General features: G+C 74.2%; 16 protein-coding genes. 7 read left to right on the forward strand and 9 right to left on the reverse strand.

Going from position 1 to position 18,236, the window contains the following annotated elements; genetic code table 11:
• Window positions 1-27: 27 nt before the first annotated feature.
• Both AC1DT4_RS05130 and AC1DT4_RS05135 read right to left on the reverse strand, forming a co-directional pair.
• The gene (locus AC1DT4_RS05130; protein ID WP_477088689.1) at window positions 28-558 is read right to left on the reverse strand and encodes a DinB family protein; all 531 of its coding nucleotides are present in this window, start codon (window positions 556-558) and stop codon (window positions 28-30) included.
• Window positions 559-816: 258 nt separating this feature from the next.
• Entirely contained in the window at window positions 817-2,085 is a 1,269-nt protein-coding gene (locus tag AC1DT4_RS05135) for a helix-turn-helix domain-containing protein (protein WP_477088690.1), read from the reverse strand.
• A gap of 170 nt (window positions 2,086-2,255) precedes the next feature.
• Here AC1DT4_RS05135 and AC1DT4_RS05140 point away from each other — a divergent pair, with 170 nt between their 5' ends.
• From AC1DT4_RS05140 to AC1DT4_RS05155, 4 genes are all read left to right on the forward strand, one after another.
• Window positions 2,256-2,861: a TetR/AcrR family transcriptional regulator gene (locus tag AC1DT4_RS05140; RefSeq protein WP_477088691.1), complete on the forward strand. Its 606-nt coding sequence runs from the start codon at window positions 2,256-2,258 to the stop codon at window positions 2,859-2,861.
• A 4-nt stretch (window positions 2,862-2,865) separates the two neighbouring features.
• On the forward strand, window positions 2,866-4,008 hold the full coding sequence (locus tag AC1DT4_RS05145) for a methyltransferase (protein ID WP_477088692.1): 1,143 nt from the start codon (window positions 2,866-2,868) through the stop codon (window positions 4,006-4,008).
• Window positions 4,009-4,152: 144 nt separating this feature from the next.
• Window positions 4,153-4,338: a hypothetical protein gene (locus AC1DT4_RS05150; RefSeq protein WP_477088693.1), complete on the forward strand. Its 186-nt coding sequence runs from the start codon at window positions 4,153-4,155 to the stop codon at window positions 4,336-4,338.
• Window positions 4,339-4,505: 167 nt separating this feature from the next.
• On the forward strand, window positions 4,506-6,527 hold the full coding sequence (locus AC1DT4_RS05155; RefSeq protein ID WP_477088694.1) for an NHL domain-containing thioredoxin family protein: 2,022 nt from the start codon (window positions 4,506-4,508) through the stop codon (window positions 6,525-6,527).
• Window positions 6,528-6,546: 19 nt separating this feature from the next.
• Here the strand turns inward: AC1DT4_RS05155 and AC1DT4_RS05160 are convergent, their stop codons facing one another.
• The 7 genes from AC1DT4_RS05160 to AC1DT4_RS05190 all read right to left on the reverse strand — a co-directional run bounded on the left by AC1DT4_RS05160 (window position 6,547) and on the right by AC1DT4_RS05190 (window position 14,748).
• A complete protein-coding gene (locus tag AC1DT4_RS05160) occupies window positions 6,547-7,983 on the reverse strand; it encodes a GGDEF domain-containing protein (protein WP_477088695.1) in 1,437 nt (478 codons plus the stop codon).
• A gap of 100 nt (window positions 7,984-8,083) precedes the next feature.
• Window positions 8,084-8,725, reverse strand: coding sequence for a biliverdin-producing heme oxygenase (locus AC1DT4_RS05165; RefSeq protein ID WP_477088747.1), 642 nt, complete (start codon window positions 8,723-8,725; stop codon window positions 8,084-8,086).
• A gap of 140 nt (window positions 8,726-8,865) precedes the next feature.
• Window positions 8,866-9,036, reverse strand: a complete 171-nt coding sequence (locus tag AC1DT4_RS05170; protein ID WP_477088696.1) for a hypothetical protein — start codon at window positions 9,034-9,036, stop codon at window positions 8,866-8,868.
• A gap of 101 nt (window positions 9,037-9,137) precedes the next feature.
• A complete protein-coding gene (locus AC1DT4_RS05175) occupies window positions 9,138-10,133 on the reverse strand; it encodes a chymotrypsin family serine protease (protein ID WP_477088697.1) in 996 nt (331 codons plus the stop codon).
• Window positions 10,134-10,212: 79 nt separating this feature from the next.
• Window positions 10,213-12,000: an ABC transporter ATP-binding protein gene (locus AC1DT4_RS05180; protein ID WP_477088698.1), complete on the reverse strand. Its 1,788-nt coding sequence runs from the start codon at window positions 11,998-12,000 to the stop codon at window positions 10,213-10,215.
• Window positions 11,997-13,880, reverse strand: a complete 1,884-nt coding sequence (locus tag AC1DT4_RS05185; RefSeq protein WP_477088699.1) for an ABC transporter ATP-binding protein — start codon at window positions 13,878-13,880, stop codon at window positions 11,997-11,999. Before AC1DT4_RS05185 ends, AC1DT4_RS05180 begins: the two co-directional genes overlap by 4 nt.
• A 154-nt stretch (window positions 13,881-14,034) precedes the next feature.
• Window positions 14,035-14,748, reverse strand: a complete 714-nt coding sequence (locus AC1DT4_RS05190; protein WP_477088700.1) for a helix-turn-helix transcriptional regulator — start codon at window positions 14,746-14,748, stop codon at window positions 14,035-14,037.
• 64 nt (window positions 14,749-14,812) lie between these two features.
• Between AC1DT4_RS05190 and AC1DT4_RS05195 the strand changes: the two genes are divergently transcribed.
• The 3 genes from AC1DT4_RS05195 to AC1DT4_RS05205 all read left to right on the forward strand — a co-directional run bounded on the left by AC1DT4_RS05195 (window position 14,813) and on the right by AC1DT4_RS05205 (window position 18,236).
• On the forward strand, window positions 14,813-15,514 hold the full coding sequence (locus AC1DT4_RS05195) for an alpha/beta hydrolase (RefSeq protein WP_477088701.1): 702 nt from the start codon (window positions 14,813-14,815) through the stop codon (window positions 15,512-15,514).
• Between the two features lie 90 nt (window positions 15,515-15,604).
• Window positions 15,605-17,314, forward strand: coding sequence for an RCC1 domain-containing protein (locus AC1DT4_RS05200; protein WP_477088702.1), 1,710 nt, complete (start codon window positions 15,605-15,607; stop codon window positions 17,312-17,314).
• A gap of 97 nt (window positions 17,315-17,411) precedes the next feature.
• Window positions 17,412-18,236 carry a DUF4397 domain-containing protein gene (locus AC1DT4_RS05205; RefSeq protein WP_477088703.1) on the forward strand — a complete coding sequence of 275 codons (825 nt, stop codon included), beginning with the start codon at window positions 17,412-17,414 and terminating at the stop codon, window positions 18,234-18,236.

Raw genomic sequence — 18,236 nt, forward strand, 5'->3', positions numbered from 1 at the left:
CTGTGGACAGTGCCTGTGGACAACCGGTCAGGCGTGCACGTCGTGCAGGTGGTGGACCACGTCGTGCAGGAAGTACTGGCCGAGCGTCAGCACGGTGAACTCCGAGCCGTTGGACCGCCGGCCGGACCGGTCCCACTGGTCGCCCGCCACGGAGTCGAACCGCGCGGCGGCCGTCTCGGCGGCCTCCACCAGCTGCTCGGCGACGACCGTCGGATCCTGCTGGTCGTACCGGTCCTCGAGCGCCGAGGCGTCCTGGTCCCAGTTGGCGAACAGCGGGTCGTCCTGCGTGAGCAGCAGCTCCAGGCGGCCGTCGAAGACCCGGAACACGTCGCGCACGTGGGCGCCGTACTCGAGGGTCGACCAGGTGGTGGGCTCGGGCCTGGTCCGCGCGTCCGGCCGGTGCAGCGCCGAGACCCAGCGCGGCGTGAGGTCCCGCACCGTGCCGCCGATCGCCGGCCCGTCCACGTCCGCGGCCGTGAACCCGCACTCCGGGCACCGCTGCGACAGGACCCAGGTCCAGTCCTTGGTGTCGGGCTGGATCTCCTCGTTGCTCGTCATGGTCCGCAGGCTAGACGACGCGTCCCGCGCACCACTGCCAGGAGCCGTCGATGTCCCGCCACCTTCGCGGCACGCCCGGCGCCGGCGTGCTCAGGCGTCGCAGCCGGGCGTGGGCTCCCCTCCAGCCCACGCCCGGCCGACTGGTTCGGACGCTAGGGCGGGAGGGGTTGCAGGAGGGTTGCAGCGCCGAGCATGTGCTTGGCGATGCCATCGGCCCCGGTCAGACGGCCAACGACATGGTCGACCCGCGCCGTAGCCCTACGGGCGGTGGGGAGCGGGCGCGCCCAGCCGGCGCGCCAGCAGGTCCAGCCGACCGACCGCGCGGACGTGCACCGGTGAGCCCTTGGGTGCGAGCCAGGCCAGCCTTTCCCACGCCTGCCAGTCGTCGGCGCCGTCGTCGGACGCGAGCCAACGGCTGACCACCGCAGGCTGCGAGCTCGCCAGCACGGCCGCGCGCAGGTCGGCCGTGAGCTCCTCGCGGACGCGCTCGACCCCCGGCGACACGGAACGCGTCAGGACGGGCGCCGGGTACGCGGTCAGCGCCGCCTCGGTGTCGCCGGCGTCGAGCAGCGCGTGCACCATGTCGGCGTCCGTGCGCAGGGGTGACGTCAGGCGGTAGGGCCGGGACTCGCTGAGCAGGGGGCCGACGAGCCGCCGCAGCCGCGAGACCTCGGCCCGGACCGTCACGTCGGACAGCTCGTGCTCGCTCAGCAGCACGGCCAGCTCGTCCCCGCTGAGGCCGCCCGGGTGCTTGCTCAGCAGCAGCAGGATCTCCGCGTGGCGCAGGGTCAGGCGGACGTCCGCCGACCCGAGGTGCACCATCGGCGCGCCGAGGACCCGGAGCCGGGCGACGGGGCCAGCGGTCCGGACGAGCGACGAGGCCGGCGGGGCGGAGGCCGGCGCCACCCGGGCCAGCTCGGCCTCGATCGCGGCGACCGTGGCCCGGACCAGCGACATCACCAGCGGGGACGCCACGACGTCGGTGCCCGTCACGTCGAGCACCCCGAGCAGTCGGCCGTCGGGGTTGCGCACGGGGACGGCCGCACAGTTCCACGGCTGCACCCTGCGTGCATAGTGCTCGGTGCCGACGACCTGCACCGCCTGGTCCGTGGCGAGCGCGGTCCCCAGCGCGTTGGTCCCGACGGCGTCCTCGCTCCAGACGCCGCCCTCGACGAACCCCACGCCCTCGACCCCGCGGCGCACGGCCCGGTCACCCTCGACCCACAGCATCCGGCCGACGTCGTCGGTGAGCGCGGTGACCCACCCCGCGTCGGCACCGGGGCGGACGAGGAGCTCGCGGACCACCGGCATCGCCGCGGCCAGGGCGAGGGAGCCGCGGTAGCCGACGAGGTCGTTTCCACCCATGTCGACCGGCACGTTCTGCACCTCGGGGTCGACGCCGCTGCGCAGGCTGCGCCGCCACGAGTCGGCGACGATCGAGCGGACCGCGCGGCTGGACACCTGGCCTGTCGTGACGAAGCGCTCGTGGGCCGCACGCACGCGCGCGGAGTCGGCGATGTCCACCATCCGACTCCCTCCGACGCCGTCGTCGACCGTGCCGTGGTCGAGCGCAGCTGGACGTCCGTGCGAAAAGTGTACGAACTGGACAGTCGTCCCGCCCAGGATTTCGGCCGGGTGTCGTCGACGATCGTCGCCCCCGGGCGCATTTTGGTGACAGACCGTGCGATGATGTCACGATGCCCAAGATCATCGGCGGATCGCTGCACGAGCACCGTGAGCAGACCCGCCAGAAGCTCTTCGCGGCGCTGTCGAACCTCATGGCCGACCAGGGCTTCGACGCCATCACCCTCGCCGAGATCGCGTCCGCCGCGGGCGTCGGCCGGACGGCCGTCTACAACCACTTCCCCGACAAGGAGTCGCTGCTCCTCGGGTTCATCACGCACGAGACCGAGCAGTACGCCGCGACGCTGCAGCGCTCGCTCGACGACATCGACGACCCGACCGAGCAGCTGCAGACCTACGTCCGGCAGCAGGCCGCGCTGACCCGCGTCTACCACCTGGCGCCCGGGCCCGAGCTGCGGTCGGTCCTCTCGCGCGGCACCCAGCAGCGCGTCCGCGAGCACGTCGTGGTGGTCGAGCAGATCCTGCGCGGCATCCTCGCCGCGGGCATCGAGTCCGGCGCGTTCCCGGAGCAGGATCTCGACGTGACGGTCCCGCTGATCAACGCCTGCCTGTCCGGCCGCGGCGTCCCCCCGGACGGGCCGGAGCGCGAGCGCGCGATCGCGCAGACCGAGGCGTTCGTGCTCCGCGCCGTCGGTGCCGCAGCCGTCGTGCCGGCCTGACCCGGTGGCCAAGCGCGCACGCGGCGGACCTCCGCCCGCCCACCACGGCAGCCATCCCGTCGAGCGCCGACCGCGCTCCCGCCCCCCGGTCCGCCGGTCGACGGCCCTCGAGCTCACGTTCCTCCCGGGCCTGGGGTCGCTCGTCTCCGACGAGGCGGCCGAGGTGCTCCTGCTGGACGGCGAGCCGACCCCGGTCCCCGGCCGCGACGACGCCCTGGAGGTCGCGGCGTGGGGTCCGCCCGCCGACGCCCTCGCACTGCGCACCGCCGTCGCCGCGTTCCTCGTGCTGCGGTTCGACGTCCCGCGCCCCAAGTCCCTGACCAGCGGCGACCACCTGTCCCGGATCGTCGACGCCATGTACGCCTCGCTGCGGGCGGGTAGCTCGTCGACGTTCCGGTTCGAGGCCGCCGGCAGCGACTCGGCGGTCTTCGAGCGGCTCGCCGGCCTCCTCGCGGAGGCCACCGGCCTGAAGTACGACGACCGCGAGGGCGAGCTCGTCCTGCGCGTCCGCCGCGGGGTCCGTCCCGGCCCGTCCGGCGAGCCCGGGTGGGACGTGCTGGTCCGCCTGGGCTCGCGACCGCTCTCTGCACGCCGGTGGCGCGTCACCGACTACCCGGGAGCCGTCAACGCGACGATCGCGGCCGCCATGGTCCGGCTCGGCGGCGTGGACCCGGCCGACCGCGTCCTCAACCTCATGTGCGGCTCCGGCACGCTGCTGGTCGAGCGCCTCGCGGCGGGCCCCGTCACCGACGCCGTCGGCGCCGACCTGTCGTCCGACGCGCTCACGGCCTCGTCGGAGAACCTCACGGCCGCCACGTTCGGCCGCGACGCCCGGCTGCTCCGCGCCGACTGCACCGGACCCGCGCTGGTCGAGGCCGCGGGCACCGGGTACGACCTGCTGCTCGCCGACCCGCCATGGGGCACCCTGCACGGGACCCACGCGACCAACGCCGAGGTCCACGCCGGCATGCTGCAGGCCGCCCACGACGCCGCCGCGCCCGGTGCGCGGTTCGTCGTCCTCACGCACGAGATCAAGGTCATGGAGCGCTGCCTGCGCGACGCCGACGCCCTCTGGCGGGTCCGCTCGGAGACGCGCGTGTTCGCCAAGGGCCACCACCCGCGCATCTACGTCCTCGACCGCACCTGACCCGGATGCGCGATCGGCCGTCGCCCGATCGACGACGAATTCCGGGCCCGAACGGGTGTGTTGCGGGTCACATCACCCGTGCAATTGCGATCAAGGTACGGATTCACCCTGTTCTTCGCTCGACGGGCACGACACCCTGACCCTATGGATGACCAGCTGCGGGTCGAGGTGACCGACCAGGACATCGCGCAGGCGCGCCGTGAGTGGAAGCACTCGTGCGAGACGTGCGCGCCCGCCGAGGTGGTCGCGCACCGCTACTGGCTCCTGCGCCAGCTGGTCCACACCCAGGCACAGCAGATCGCCGACGACCTGCGCGCGCGCCGCCGCTGACCGCAGTACGAGGGGTCCAGCGTCCGACAAGTGGACCGCCGGCGTGTGCGGCGCGCGCCGAGTGACGACCGGCCCACGGCCGAGAACGTCAGTTCGCCGCGAGAACGTCACTGTGAACTGCCGTTCTCGCGGCGAACTGACGTTCTCGGGGTGGGTGCGACCGGCCGATGACGCTGAGTGAGAATGGACCCGTGCGTGAGAGTCGTCTGCCCCGGGTCCGTGCGTCCGAGCTGGTCGGCCGGGGGTGGTTGAACACCGGCGGCCGTGACGTGACCCTCGCGGACCTGCGCGGCAAGATCGTCATCCTCGACTTCTGGACGTTCTGCTGCATCAACTGCCTGCACGTCCTCGACGAGCTGCGGGAGCTCGAGGAGCAGCACCGCGACGTGCTCGTGATCGTCGGCGTGCACTCCCCGAAGTTCGTGCACGAGGCCGACCCGGTCGCGCTGGCCGCGGCCGTCGAGCGCTACGAGGTGCACCACCCCGTGCTGGACGACCCGGACCTGGTCACGTGGTCGGCGTACACCGCGCGGGCGTGGCCGACGCTCGTCGTGATCGACCCCGAGGGCTACGTCGTCGCGCAGATGGCCGGCGAGGGCCACAAGCACAACGTCGAGATCCTGGTCGGCGAGCTGATCGCCCAGCACGAGGCCAAGGGCACGCTGCACCGCGGCGACGGTCCGTACGTGCCACCGGCGCCGAGCGAGGGCACGCTGCGCTTCCCGGCCAAGGCGATCGTCCTGCCCGACGGCCACCTGCTCGTCGCGGACGCCGGGCACCACAGCCTCGCGGAGCTCGAGGCCGACGGCGAGACGCTGGTCCGGCGCATCGGGTCCGGCGAGCGCGGGCTGGTGGACGGCGGCCCCGACGAGGCCCGGTTCAGCGAGCCGAACGGCCTGTGCCTGGTCCCCGACGAGCTGCGCCCGTGGCTGGGCTACGACGTGCTCGTCGCCGACACGGTCAACCACGCGCTGCGCGGGGTCCGGCTGGCGGACGGCGTGGTCACCACCGTGGCCGGCACGGGTGAGCAGTACATGGTCGGCGCGGCCGACAACTTCCTGCCGTGGGACGACGACGAGCCCGAGGAGGAGGCCGCCTCGATGCCCGTGATCGGCCTGCCCGGGGACGAGCTCGCCGCGTTCGCGTCCTCGTTGACGCTCGGGTCGGCCGACGGCCCCGGCGACCACCGCCCGCAGCCGGCGGCATCCTTCGTCCCCGGCCCCCGTCGGCAGAAGCTGTCGTCCCCGTGGGACGTGACCTGGTCGGAGCCGCTCGGCGCGTTCGTCGTCGCCATGGCCGGCAACCACACGCTGTGGGCGTTCGACGACAAGCAGGGCTCGATCGAGCTGCTCGGCGGCACCATGAACGAGGGGCTGCTCGACGGCCCGCTGCACGAGGCGTGGTTCGCGCAGCCGTCGGGGCTGGCCGTGGGGGCCGACGACAAGATCTGGCTGGCCGACTCCGAGACGTCGGCGCTGCGCTGGGTCGACCCGGTGGAGCGGACCGTGCACACCGTCGTCGGCGAGGGGCTGTTCGACTTCGGCCACCGCGACGGCCCGGCGAGCGAGGCGCGCCTGCAGCACCCGCTCGGCGTCGCGGTGCTGCCCGACGGGTCGGTCGTCGTCGCCGACACGTACAACGGCGCGGTGCGCCGCTACGCCGACGGGGAGGTCAGCACGCTGGCCACGGGTCTGGCCGAGCCGAGCGGGATCGTGGTGCTCGACGGCGGGTCCACGCTGCTCGTCGTGGAGTCCTCGGCCCACCGGCTCACGCGGATCGCGCTGCCGGCCACCCTCGTCGGCCAGATCCTGGACTCGGGCTCGCACCGCACCCAGCGGCCGGTCACCGAGCTGGCGCCCGGTGAGGTCCGCCTCGACGTCGTGTTCACGCCGGCCGCCGGCCAGAAGTACGACGACCGCTACGGACCGTCGACGCGTCTGCAGGTCTCGTCCACCCCGCCGGGGCTGCTGCTCGAGGGCGCCGGCGACGACGTCCCGCTCGACCGCGTCCTGCGCCTGGACCCGTCCGTGCCCGAGGGGGTCCTGCACGTCACGGCCCACGCGGCCAGCTGCGACGCCGACCCCGCGATCGAGTACCCGGCCTGCCACCTCAACGCCCAGGACTGGGGCGTGCCGGTCCGGCTGGTGGAGGGCGCGCCGACCACCCTGACCCTGCCGCTGCACGGCTGAGGCCTCGTCCGCGGACGGCTCAGCGCGCGCCCAGGATCGCGACGGCGGCGAGCGCGTCCAACGAGGTCGCGACGACCTCGCCCGTGGCCGCCGTCTTCGACATGCCGATCTCGACCTGCCACAGGTCGTGCATGACGACCGCGGTGGACGACTCGACGCCGAGCTCGGCCGGGCTGCCGCCACGGGCGACCGCGGACGGCGGCTCGTCGGGGCTGCGCCGGGTCAGCACGGCCCACGCGGACCCGCCGAGGGTCTCGGTCGCCGCGGCCGCGAAGGCGCACAGGCGGGGCACGACGCCGGACTGGGCGGCGACGATCGCCGCCGTGCCGGCGACGAGCACGCGTTCGGCGGTGACCGCGGGGTCGGCCGTCGCCGGGACCAGCGAGCGCAGCGCCCGCGCGCGCGCCCGCTTCGCCTTGTACTGGGCCGTGTCGGCCTGCCGGAACAGGTGCCGCGCGGAGACGGAGCCGGTCACGGCCGTCGACGCGATGCCGTAGGAGATCGCCGCGCCGTGGGGCAGCGGGAACTCGGCGATGGTCGCCGCCATGACGTCGGCCACCTCGGCCCGCCGCCGCCCGACGGTCACCAGGCAGAACTCGTCGCCGCCGATGCGCGCGGCCGTCGAGCCGGGCAGCGCGTCCGACGCGCGGCTCAGCACGTCCGCGACAGAGCGCAGGAGGTCGTCGCCGGTGTCGTGGCCCAGCTCGTCGTTCACGCGCTTGAGCCCGTCCACGTCGCACATGACGATGCAGGTCTCGTGACCCGACTCGAGCGCCGCCTCGGCCTCGGCGTCCGCGACGCGGCGGTTGGCCAGGCCGGTCAGCGGGTCGTCGGCCACCAGGTGGCGCACCTGCGCCTCGAGGTCGACGCGCGCCACGGCCCCCGCGACCAGCGCGGCGAGCACCTCCGCGCGGGCGACGTCGTCGACCCGGAACGGGGGCCCGGGCCGGGGCCGCACGGCGTAGAGCTGACCCCAGACGGAGCCGTTGACGATGAGGGGCGACGCGAGACCGGTCGCCGCGTCGAGCTCCTTGAGGGTGTCGACCTCGACGGGGTCGCCGGCGTCCGGGTCGTCCGGGACGGTCAGCTCGTCGTGCACCGTGCGCGCGTGGGCGACCCAGCTGGAGCGGTCGCGGATCAGGCCACGCAGGGCGGGGCGGTCGTCGGCGCGGTGCGACGCGCGGACGTGCCAGACGATGCGGGGGTCCGTGGGCGGCGGCTCGACCAGCACGGTGCGGCACGTGTCCTGGTCGATGCGGCAGAACGCGACCCGTCCGGCGTCCAGGACCTCGACCGCGGTCGAGGCGGCCACGTGCGCGACCTCGTCGATCGACCGGCAGCGGTCCAGACGGTGCGCCGCGAGGGCCAGCGCGCGCACGCCGACCAGGCCCGCCGCGGACCTGCTGTCCGCGCGCGCACCCTGGGCGGCCGTACCGCGACGCGTCACGTCGCCCATCATCGACCCTCAGCCCCATCTGGGGCGACGGAAGGGGATGAGAGGTCGGTGAGATCACCCGTCTGAACGACGCGAAATCGTTTACGCGTGCGCTAGCGGGTCAACGGACGTGGATCGCACCCAGCTCGCCGAACACCGCCGCGTTGAGCCGAAAGGCGTAACGCGCCTCCTCGACGACCACCGCGCGCGCCTCGTCGTCGAGCGCGAGCGCGTCGAGACGCTCGCGGTAGACGTCCTTGAACGGCTTGAGCTTGTGGATCTCGGGAAAGTCGTAGAACGCGACGCCCTCGGTGGTGAAGCCGTAGTGGCGCTGCAGCATGCGCTTGATGATCTGGCCGCCGGAGAGGTCCCCGAGGTAGCGCGTGTAGGCGTGCGCGGCGTACAGCGGGAGCGCGTCGGCCGTCTCCTCGAGCCGCTCGACGTACGTCCGGGTCGCCGGCAGTGCCCGCACCTGCGCACGCCAGTCGGAGCCGACCAGGTACGCGAGGTCCTGCTCGATCGCCGGCACCCGCTCGAGCTCGGCGAACACCAGGCCGCCGTCGTCCGCGAGCCCGGCGCCGGCCCGCTCGAGTGCGGTGTACACGAACAGCTGCTGCGCGGCGAGGTCCGTGTAGGCCGCGCGGTCCAGCGACCCGGACATCAGCAGCTCGACGAAGCCCGAGCGTTCCGCCGTCTCGTGCTCGCGCCGGGTGCCCTCGCGCAGCGCGAGCGAGAGCGGGACGGCCTGCGGCAGGACGGACATGGCGGTCACAGGACTCCTCGAGGTGCTGACGAGATGTCAGGAAACCATAGCCGTCAAGGTAAGGGCCGCCTACCCCGTCCCTCTCCCAGGCGCGCGGCGGGCTCCCGGCCGAGCCGGGTCCGAGGTCGCGGGCGGGGCCCTCAGGCGCTCGCGCGGATGGCGCCGACCACTCGGACGTGGACGTCGACCCCGTCGACCGCGCCGGGCAGGTCCGGGGCCGGGCCGCGGGAGACGTTGACCTGGAGCTGGTAGCCGTCGCCGGACCGGGCGATCCCGATGCCGCGCACGTCCGAGCGCCCCTTCAGGGTCATGCGCAGACGCTCTTTCGCCGCGCGTGCCTGCTCGAGGTCCGCCATGGGTGCACCGCCTCCCGCCGACCGCGACGGCCGCGGGGGCGGCGGTCCGACGATCGTCAGACCAGTGTGACCCCGAGAGCGTGCAGAACGGCATCGATCGGGTTGATGTACGTCAACCCGGTGCCATTCTCTCCCCCCGACTCCGACCCCGCAAAGAGCAGGCCGAGCGCGACGCCGTCCTCGCGGTACACGAGCGAGCCGGAGTCGCCGCCGCGGGAGAACGGTCCGGTGCCGGTGGACTCCACCTCGATCTGGTTGTCGAAGCTCAGCTCCCCCAGCTCGTCGCCGTACCCGACCACCACGTTGTCGAGCTCGATGGCCGTCACCCGCCCGTGCGTCACCGACGTGGTGCGACCGATCTTGGCCACCTTCTCGTCGCCGAGCGTCACGGCCGTCGTCGTGATGAGGCCGACGGGGTACTCGGGGTCGACCTCCTGGTCGTCGAGCAGGGCGATCGCGCAGTCGACCGTGGCGTCGCCGCCGGGCTCGAGCTCCACGCGGGCGGCGAGCGTGCCGACCTTGTCCCGCGGAGCCCGACCGCCGTCGGCCGGGCCGGGCTGCACGATGACGTCGCCGACCTGCGCCGACGGCGTGCCCGACAGCACGTGGTAGTTGGACAGCGCGTGGACCGACCCGTTCTTCAGCACGAACGCGCCGAGCGTGCCGGCCGTGACGTCGACGTGCGCGATCGAGATGCCCGGCCGCAGGGGGCGGACGCGTCCGGTCTCGCCCAGCGCGCGGGCGGTGATCACCGGCGGGCGCGGGCGGACCTTGCGGTCGTCGTCCGTGGCCAGCGTCTTGATCCGGCCCGTGCGGCGGACGTCGGCGTCCGGCAGCTCCGCGACCACCTTGCGGGCGATGCTGCGCACGGAGGGCAGGCCCAGGCGGTAGCGGACGGCGAGCGCGTAGGACCCGTCGGGCTGCGGGGCGAGGCCGATGGCCAGGGCCGGGCCGCCGTCGGCGACGTCGGACGGGCGCACGAGCCGCTCGGACAGCTCCCGTGCGAAGTCGACCGCCTGGGCCTTGGTCTCGCGTGCCTCGCCGTGGTCCATGCATCCCCCTGGGTTCGTTCGTCCGGTTCCTCCCGGCGCGCTGTCAGTCTGCCGCCCCCCACCCACACCCGCAGACCGATCAGCGGTACGCGGCTGCCTGGATCCCGTAGAGCTCGGCGTAGAGGCCACCCCGGGCGACGAGCTCCTCGTGCGAGCCGGTCTCGACGATCTTGCGGTCGGCGACGACGAGGATGAGGTCGGCCATGCGGACGGTCGAGAACCGGTGCGAGACCAGCAGCGTGACCGCTCCGGTCGTGGCGCCCACGGCAGCGGCGTGGGCCGCATACCGGTCGTAGAGGTCGTGCTCGGCCTGGGCGTCGAGTGCCGCCGTCGGCTCGTCGAGCACGACGAGCAGCGGCGACTCGCGCATCATCGCCCGGCCGAGCGCGAGCTTCTGCCACTGGCCGCCGGACAGCTGGGCGCCGTCCGCGTGGCTGGTGCCCAGCTGCGTGTCGAGGCCGTCCTCCAGCCGGGCGAGCACGTCCGACGAGTGCGCCCGGTCGAGGGCCTGGAGCACCGCGTCGTCCGAGTCGATCCGCGGCAGGTCGCCCACGCCGACGCTCTGCCGCGCCAGCAGCTCGAACCGGCAGAAGTCCTGGAACCCCGCCGCGGTCCGCTCCCGCCACGCCACGGGGTCGAGGTCGTCCAGCCGGACGCCGTCCACCCTGATCGTGCCCGTGGTCGGCGCGTAGAACCGGCAGAGAAGCTTGACCAGGGTCGTCTTGCCGGCGCCGTTCTCGCCGACGACGGCGACGCTGGTCCCGGCCGGGAGCACGAGGTCCACGCCCTCGAGCACGGGAGCGTCCGTGCCGGGGTAGGTGAACGAGACGCCGTCGAACCGGATGCCGTCGCGCAGCGCGTCGGGCGCGGGCACGGTGGTCCGCGGCGGGTTCTGCGACCGCACCAGCGCGCGCATCCATGCGAGGTCCGCCATGGTGCGTGCAGCCCGCTGCAGCTGCTGCAGGATGGTCACCGCGGCCGTGACCTGCTGGTTCACCTGCGACGCGAGCGTGATGACGAGGACGACCGCACCCACCGTCCGCTCACCGGCGACCGCGTCCCGCAGCACCAGGAGCGTCGCCGCGACGTACGCGACCGCGAACGCGAGCTGGCCGGCCGCGCGCAGGGCGTCGGCCCGCACCTCGCCCGCCCAGAGCACGGCGGTCGCCGCGTCCCACGACGCCCGCAGCCGCGTCCGCACCTCGTCGCCGAGCCCGCACGTGCGCAGCTCCTTGGCGGCCGAGGCGTCGAGCGACAGCAGGAACAGGTGCCGCGCGCGGCGGTTGTCGGTGGCGGCCGCGGTGCGTGCGGCTCCCAGGACGCTCTCCGCGCGCCGACCCAGCACGAGCGGGGGGATCGCGGCGAGCGGCAGCAGGAGGAGCCACGGGTTGAGCCGGGCGAGCAGGACGCCGGTGATCACGAGCGCGACGCCGAGCCCGATGGCGGACAGCAGCGCCTGCATGGATCCCCAGCCCGAGCGGTCGAGCTCGGAGCGCAGCACCTGCAACCGGTCGGCGTACTCCGGCCGCTCGTGGTGCTCGATGCCGGGCGAGTCGTGCGACAGCGCGATGAGGTCGCGCTCCAGCTGCATCACCGCGAGGTCGCCCAGCTCGAAGTAGAAGATGTGCGCGAAGTGCCCGGCGGTGAGCGCGGCCACCACCAGCGCGGCGACGAGCACGGCGGCGATCGACGCGCGGCGGGCGTCCCCGGCGATCGCGGCGTCGGTCAGCACCGCCAGCGCGGGCGCCGCGAGCGGCATCGCGACCGACTGGAGCACCATGAGCACGGCCGAGAGCGCCAGCTTGGCCGGGCTGATCCGGCCCGCCAGCCGCAGCAGGGCCCAGCACCCCCGAACGGTCTGGCTCACGGCTCCACCTCGTTCCCGTCGGCGTCGAGCCCCGCCGCGAACCGCTCGGCCTGCAGCCGGAACAGCCGGGCGTAGTGCCCGCCGGCCGCCACGAGCTCGTCGTGGGTGCCCTGCTCGACCACCCGGCCGGCGTCGATGACGACGATCCGGTCGGCGCGCCGCACGCTGGAGAACCGGTGCGAGATCAGTACCGACGTCACCCCGCGGGTCAGCTCGACGAAGCTGTCGAAGAACGCCGCCTCCGCCCGGACGTCGAGCGCGGAGGTCGGCTCGTCGAGCACCAGGACCCGGGCGCCCGCCTCGAGCGCGTAGAGCGAGCGGGCGATCGCGATGCGCTGCCACTGGCCGCCCGAGAGGTCGGCGCCGCCCTCGTAGGCGCGGGACAGGGTGGTGTCGAACCCGGCCGGCAGCGCGTCGACGGCGGCGGCGATGCCCGCGCGCTCGGCCGCCCCCCGGACGGCCGCCGGGTCCCGCGGCGCGTGCACCGCGCCGACCAGGATGTTGTCGGAGGCCGAGAGCTCGTACCGCACGAAGTCCTGGAAGACGACGCTCACCTGGCGACGCCACGCCGCGACGTCGAGATCGGCGAGGTCGGTGCCGTCGACCGTGAGGCGACCCGTCGTGGGCTCGTGCAGGCGGGTCAGCAGCTTGACCAGCGTCGTCTTGCCCGCGCCGTTGACGCCGACGATCGCGGTGCACAGGCCGGCGGGCAGCTCGAGGTCGAGGCCGTCGAGGACCGCGCGGCTGCTGCCCGGGTACGAGAAGTGCACCCCCTCGAACCGGAGGGCGGTCGTCGGCGCCCCCGCAGGAACGGGCAGCGCCGATCCGGCCTGCGGGAGGCGGGCCTGGGCCTCGGCCATCCGCGCCTCGAACTCGCCCAGCGCCGCGACGGCCTGCATCCCGTACTGGGTCTGCACGTCCGACTCCGGGTAGTACTCGCCGAGCGCGATCGCGGCGACCACCGACTGGATGCCCAGCGCCAGCGCGGTGAGCGTGATGTCGCCCGCCGACGCCGACCGCGCGATCGACACCAGGACGCCCGCGCAGACCACCAGACCGATCGCCGTGTAGGCGAGGTACGGCACCAGGTACAGCTGCCGACGGCGCGCGGCGACAGGCCCCAGCATCCGCTCGGTCGCGTCGGTGTACTCGTCGGTGAACCAGCCCGCGAGCCCGAAGACGCGCATCTCCTTCGCCGCGACCGGCCCCATCGCCACCTCGCGCAGGTACACCGACCGGCGCCGGAACCCGATCACGTGCCGCCACACCTGCGAGTACCTGCGCAGCCCGCCGCGCTGCCCGTACCGGAACACCAGCGTCGCCGCGAGGATGGCGACGGCGGCCGGCCATGACGCGACCAGCCCGACGACCACGGCGAAACCCATCAGCTGCACGTACCGCGCGACGAGCGCGAGCAGCCCGGCCGCCGACGCGCCCGGGCTCCGGAACTCCGCCTCGAACTCGCGGGTGGCCTCGGTCAACGCCTCGAGGGTGGCCTGGTCCTCCATCGGCGCGATGCTGGTCGACCGCAGGGCCACCCGCAGCGCCCGGTCCCGCAGCGCACCGTCGATCCGGCGCTGCATCCGTACGCCGAGCGCGGTCTGCACCGGCGCGAGCACCTGGCGCGCGAGGAACAGCACCGCCGCCAGCACGAAGGTCCGGACGAGGTCGCTCCACGCCGCCGAGCCCGTGCCGCCCTCGACCGCCGCCGGCACCTGCCCGACCACCACGCTGGTGGCCAGCACGAACGCGACCGGCAGCAGCCCGAGCACCACGTCGAGCGCGAGGAGCCCCGCGACCGACCCGGCCCCGGCGGTCGGCAGCAGACGCGCGATGTCGCGTCTGGGGAGGACCGCCGTCCGGTACCAGGTGCGGATCATCGGCATCCCTCCTGGGCGACGAGGCCGAGCAGCATCGCGACGACGACCGGCAGCACGGGACGCACGCGGACTCCTTCGGCTGAGAGCGCTCTCAAGGTAGCGGCGCGCCCCGCTCCGCATCCAGCGCTTTGGCACCACGTTCTGGCCGACGCCCTCAGTCGGAGGAGCGGGCCGAGACGGGTCGGGCGTCGGGTGGGGCCTCGCCGCCGTCGGCCACGGGCCGGGGCTCGTAGCGCTCGGGCGTGAGGTCCGCGCGCACGATGCGACCCAGCCGGAACCACCGCAACCCCACGCGGGTCTGGCACCAGGCGACCAGGTACCAGGTGCCACGGGTGCGGGCGAGCACCACGGGCTCGATCCGACGACGGCTGACCGCCCCCGACGAGCTCCGGTACTCGATCGCCAGCACGAGGCGGCGGCCCAGCGACTCCTCGACGGCACGGAGCACGCGCGGCGCGGGCACGTCGCCGACCTCGTCGGGCCGGGACCAGACCCGACCGGCCAGCTCGTCGGCCCGCGCGCGGTCGGCGGGCGGCAGGGCGTCGAGGACCTTGGCGCGGGCGGCGTCGGCATCGGCACCGAAGGGGCTGCCGGGCGGCAGGGCGCGGACCGCGAGCGCGAGCGCGACGGCCTGTGCGGGCGTGAAGTTCACGGGGGGCAGCCCGACGGACGCGGCGAGCACGTACCCGCCGCCGACTCCGGCCTGCGCGACGACCGGCAGGCCGGTCTGCTGCAGCGAGGAGATGTCGCGCTTGACCGTCCGGGGGGAGACCTCGAAGAGCCGCGCCAGGCGCGTGCTGGTGGTGCCGGCGCGGCCGACGCGGCGCAGCTCCTCGGCGAGGGCGTAGAGGCGGTCGGTGCGGTTCACGGTCTCAGCATGGTGACACAAAGGTGACATCCCGGTGTCACCTCGCGCGGTGGACCCTGTTCCTATGACTACTCCACTGGTTCTGATCCCCGGTTTCTGGCTCGGCTCCTGGGCGTGGGACGCGGTCGTCGCGGCTCTCCCCGAGGGGTTCGACGCCCATCCCGTCACGTTGCCCGGCCTCGAGCCCGACGCGGCCCGTGGCGACATCACGCGCGCCGACCACGTGCAGGCCGTCGTCGACCTGGTCGACAGCCTCGAGGGCGACGTGGTCCTGGTGGGCCACAGCGGCGGCGGCGCCCTCGTCGGCGAGGTCGTGGACCGGCGACCCGACCGGGTGCGCCGCGCCATCTACGTCGACTCCGGGCCCCTCGAGGAGGGGGCGGCCATCAACGCGGCCACCACCGAGAAGATCGAGGTCCCGCTGCCCACCTGGGCCGAGTTCGAGGCCCAGGGGTCGAGCATCGAGGGCATCGACGACGACCGCCTCGCCGAGTTCCGCCGCCGCGCGCTGCCGCACCCGGCCCAGGTGGTGCGCGGGGCGGTGCACGTGAGCGACCCCCGCCGGTTCGACGTGCCGGCGACCGCGATCTGCACGAGCCTGCCGTCCGAGGTGCTGAAGACGATGGCGCACGGCGGGCCGCCGTTCCACACGGAGCTGGGCGAGAGCACGGACCTGACCTACGTCGACCTGCCCACCGGCCACTGGCCGATGTTCTCGCGGCCCGCCGACCTCGCGGCCGCGATCGCCGAGGCCGCACGCGCCTGACTTGACACCTTTTGTCCCGGCGGAGGACGGTGGAGGACGCGGGCACCGACCAGGGGTCGCCTGGCCGCGGTCCCGTGCGCGGGGTGCGCCATGGACGCGAGCATTCGTCGGACAGTGACGGCCGTCGTCGCCGCCTGGGCCCTGGTCGCCCTGGCGCTCCTGGGGGCCCCGCCCGGCCAGGCGGCCGGCTCCGGCCCCGCCACCACCCTCTCCGTGCGCGCCCCGGCGACGGCGACCGCGGGCGCCCCGTTCGCGGTCACGGTCGCCGCCAAGGACTCGGCAGGTCGGGTGGCGACGTCCTACCGCGGACGCATCGCCCTGACGAGCGACGACGCCCGGATGCCCGTGCTGAACGCGGGGTACACGTTCACCGCCACCGACCGCGGCGTGCACACGTTCACCGCGACCCTGCGGACCGCCGGCTCCCGCCTCATCACCGCGAAGGACACGGCCAGGCCGACCATCACCGGACGGTCGGCGCCGATCGTCGTCGCGCCCGGTGCCGTGTCGAGGTTCGCCGTCGCCGGTCCCGCCACCGTGACGTCCGGGCAGGCGTTCGGCGTGCAGGTCACCGCCAAGGACGCCTGGTTCAACATCGTCCGCGCCTACCGTGGCACGGTCGCCTTCACCAGCAGCGACCCGAGCGCGACCCTGCCGGCGCCGTACGCGTTCACCGCGGGCGACGCGGGCATCCACGTTTTCGCGGGCGTCGTCCTGCGCGACTCGGGCGCCCGGGTGGTGACGGTGACGGACACCGCCACGTCCTCGGTGACGGGCAGCCTCGGCGTCAGCGTGGCGGGCACGGCCGGCGTCTACACGTGGGGTGTCGACGGGAGCGCGCTGGGTGGGGGCAACCGCCCCAGCACCTCGCTGCCGTTCCGGATCCTGACCGGGGCGTGGGCGGACGTCGAGGCCGGCAACCAGACATCGTTCGCGATCCGCGCCGACCACACGCTCTGGGGGTGGGGGTACAACGCGTTCGGGCAGACCGGCACCGGCTGGGCGAGCAGCACCAACGCGTCGGTCCTGACGCCGCACCAGGTAGGCACCCGGGCCGACTGGGCCGTCGTCGCGGCCGGGTACCAGCACACGCTCGGCATCCGGACCAACGGCAGCCTCTGGGCATGGGGCGACAACGAGTACGGCGCGCTCGGCACCGGGAACCTCGGCCCCGGCCCCGGTCCGCAGCTGGTCCCCACGCCGATCAAGATCGGCGCCGACCTCGACTGGGCGTCGGTCTCGGGCGGCCTCTTCCACTCGGTCGCCCTCAAGACCGACGGCACGCTCTGGGGCTGGGGCGAGAACGACTTCGGCGCTCTGGGGGACAACACCGGGCACGACCAGCTCGCGCCCTGGAAGATGAGCACCGAGTCGTGGCTCGACGCCGCGGCCGGCAACGACTACTCCGTGGGCATCCGGACCGACGGCACGCTGTGGCTGTTCGCGGGCTACCCCGTGCAGGTGGGCACCGGTTCCGACTGGGTCGATGTCGACCTGGAAGGGAGCGCCGGCGTGCTGCTGCGGGCCGACGGCACGATCTGGAGCTGGACCTTCCCGCAGCTCGCGAACCCGCCCGTCCAGGTGGGCACCGGTACCGGCTGGACAGCCATCTCAGCGGGCGCCGGCCACGGGATGGCACTGCGCTCCGACGGATCGCTCTGGACATGGGGCTCCAACACCTGGGGACAGCTGGGCGACGGGACGACGACCGACCGACCGCTGCCGGTCCAGGTGGGACTGGGCGTCCACTGGACCGACGTCGCCGCGGGCGCGGCGCACACGATCGGGCTCGGGGGCTGATCGCTGCATCCGAGGACGGGTCGGGGGCCGAAGAGGGGGTGTCAGCACATCGGCCGCCCGGACGTACCCCGCCGGGCCAGTCCTCGAAGGACGCACCATGCGCGCACGACTCGTCGCCGGCATCGCCGCCGGCACCCTCGCCCTCCTCACCCTCGCCGCCAACCCCGCCTCTGCGGCCGACAACGCGAAGCTCTCGGTCTTCCACGGCGTCCCGGGCCTCACCGTCGACGTCTGGGTGAACGGCGAGCGCACGCTCGACGACTTCGCGCCGGGCTCGATGGCCGGCCCGCTCGACCTGCCCGCAGGCACCTATACGGTGGCCATCACGGCGGCCGACGCTGCCGACGCCAGCGCGCCGGCGATCGGGCCGGTCGACCTCGCGCTCGAGGCCGGCAAGAACTACACGGCGGTCGCGCACCTGGACGCCGCCGGAGCCCCGACCGCCACCCTGTTCACCAACGACATCTCCACCACCGCCGCGGGCCAGGGCCGGCTCACCGTCCGGCACGTCGCCGCCGCCCCCGGCGTGGACATCGTCGCCGGTGGCTCCGCCGTGATCAGCAACCTCACCAACCCGAACGAGAAGGTGCTCAACCTTCCCGCCGGCACGGTGTCGGCCAGCGTGACGGCCACGGGCACGACGACGCCCGCGCTGCTCGGCCCGGCCGACGTGCCGATCACCGAGGGCACCAACACGATCGTCTACGCGTGGGGCAGCGCGACCGCCTCGCCCGCGACGCTCGCGCTCGCGGTGCAGACCATCACCGGCCTGCACGGCAACCCGTCGGGCGTGAACGCCGGCGAGGTCGGCCTCGTCTCGGACGGCGGCACTCCCGCCTGGCCGTTCGCCCTCGGCGCCCTCGCGGTCGCCGGCCTGGTCGGTCTCGGCGTCACCCGTCGCGTCGCGACGCAGCGGAGCTGA

Source organism: Cellulomonas sp. P4_D11, assembly GCF_056401915.1.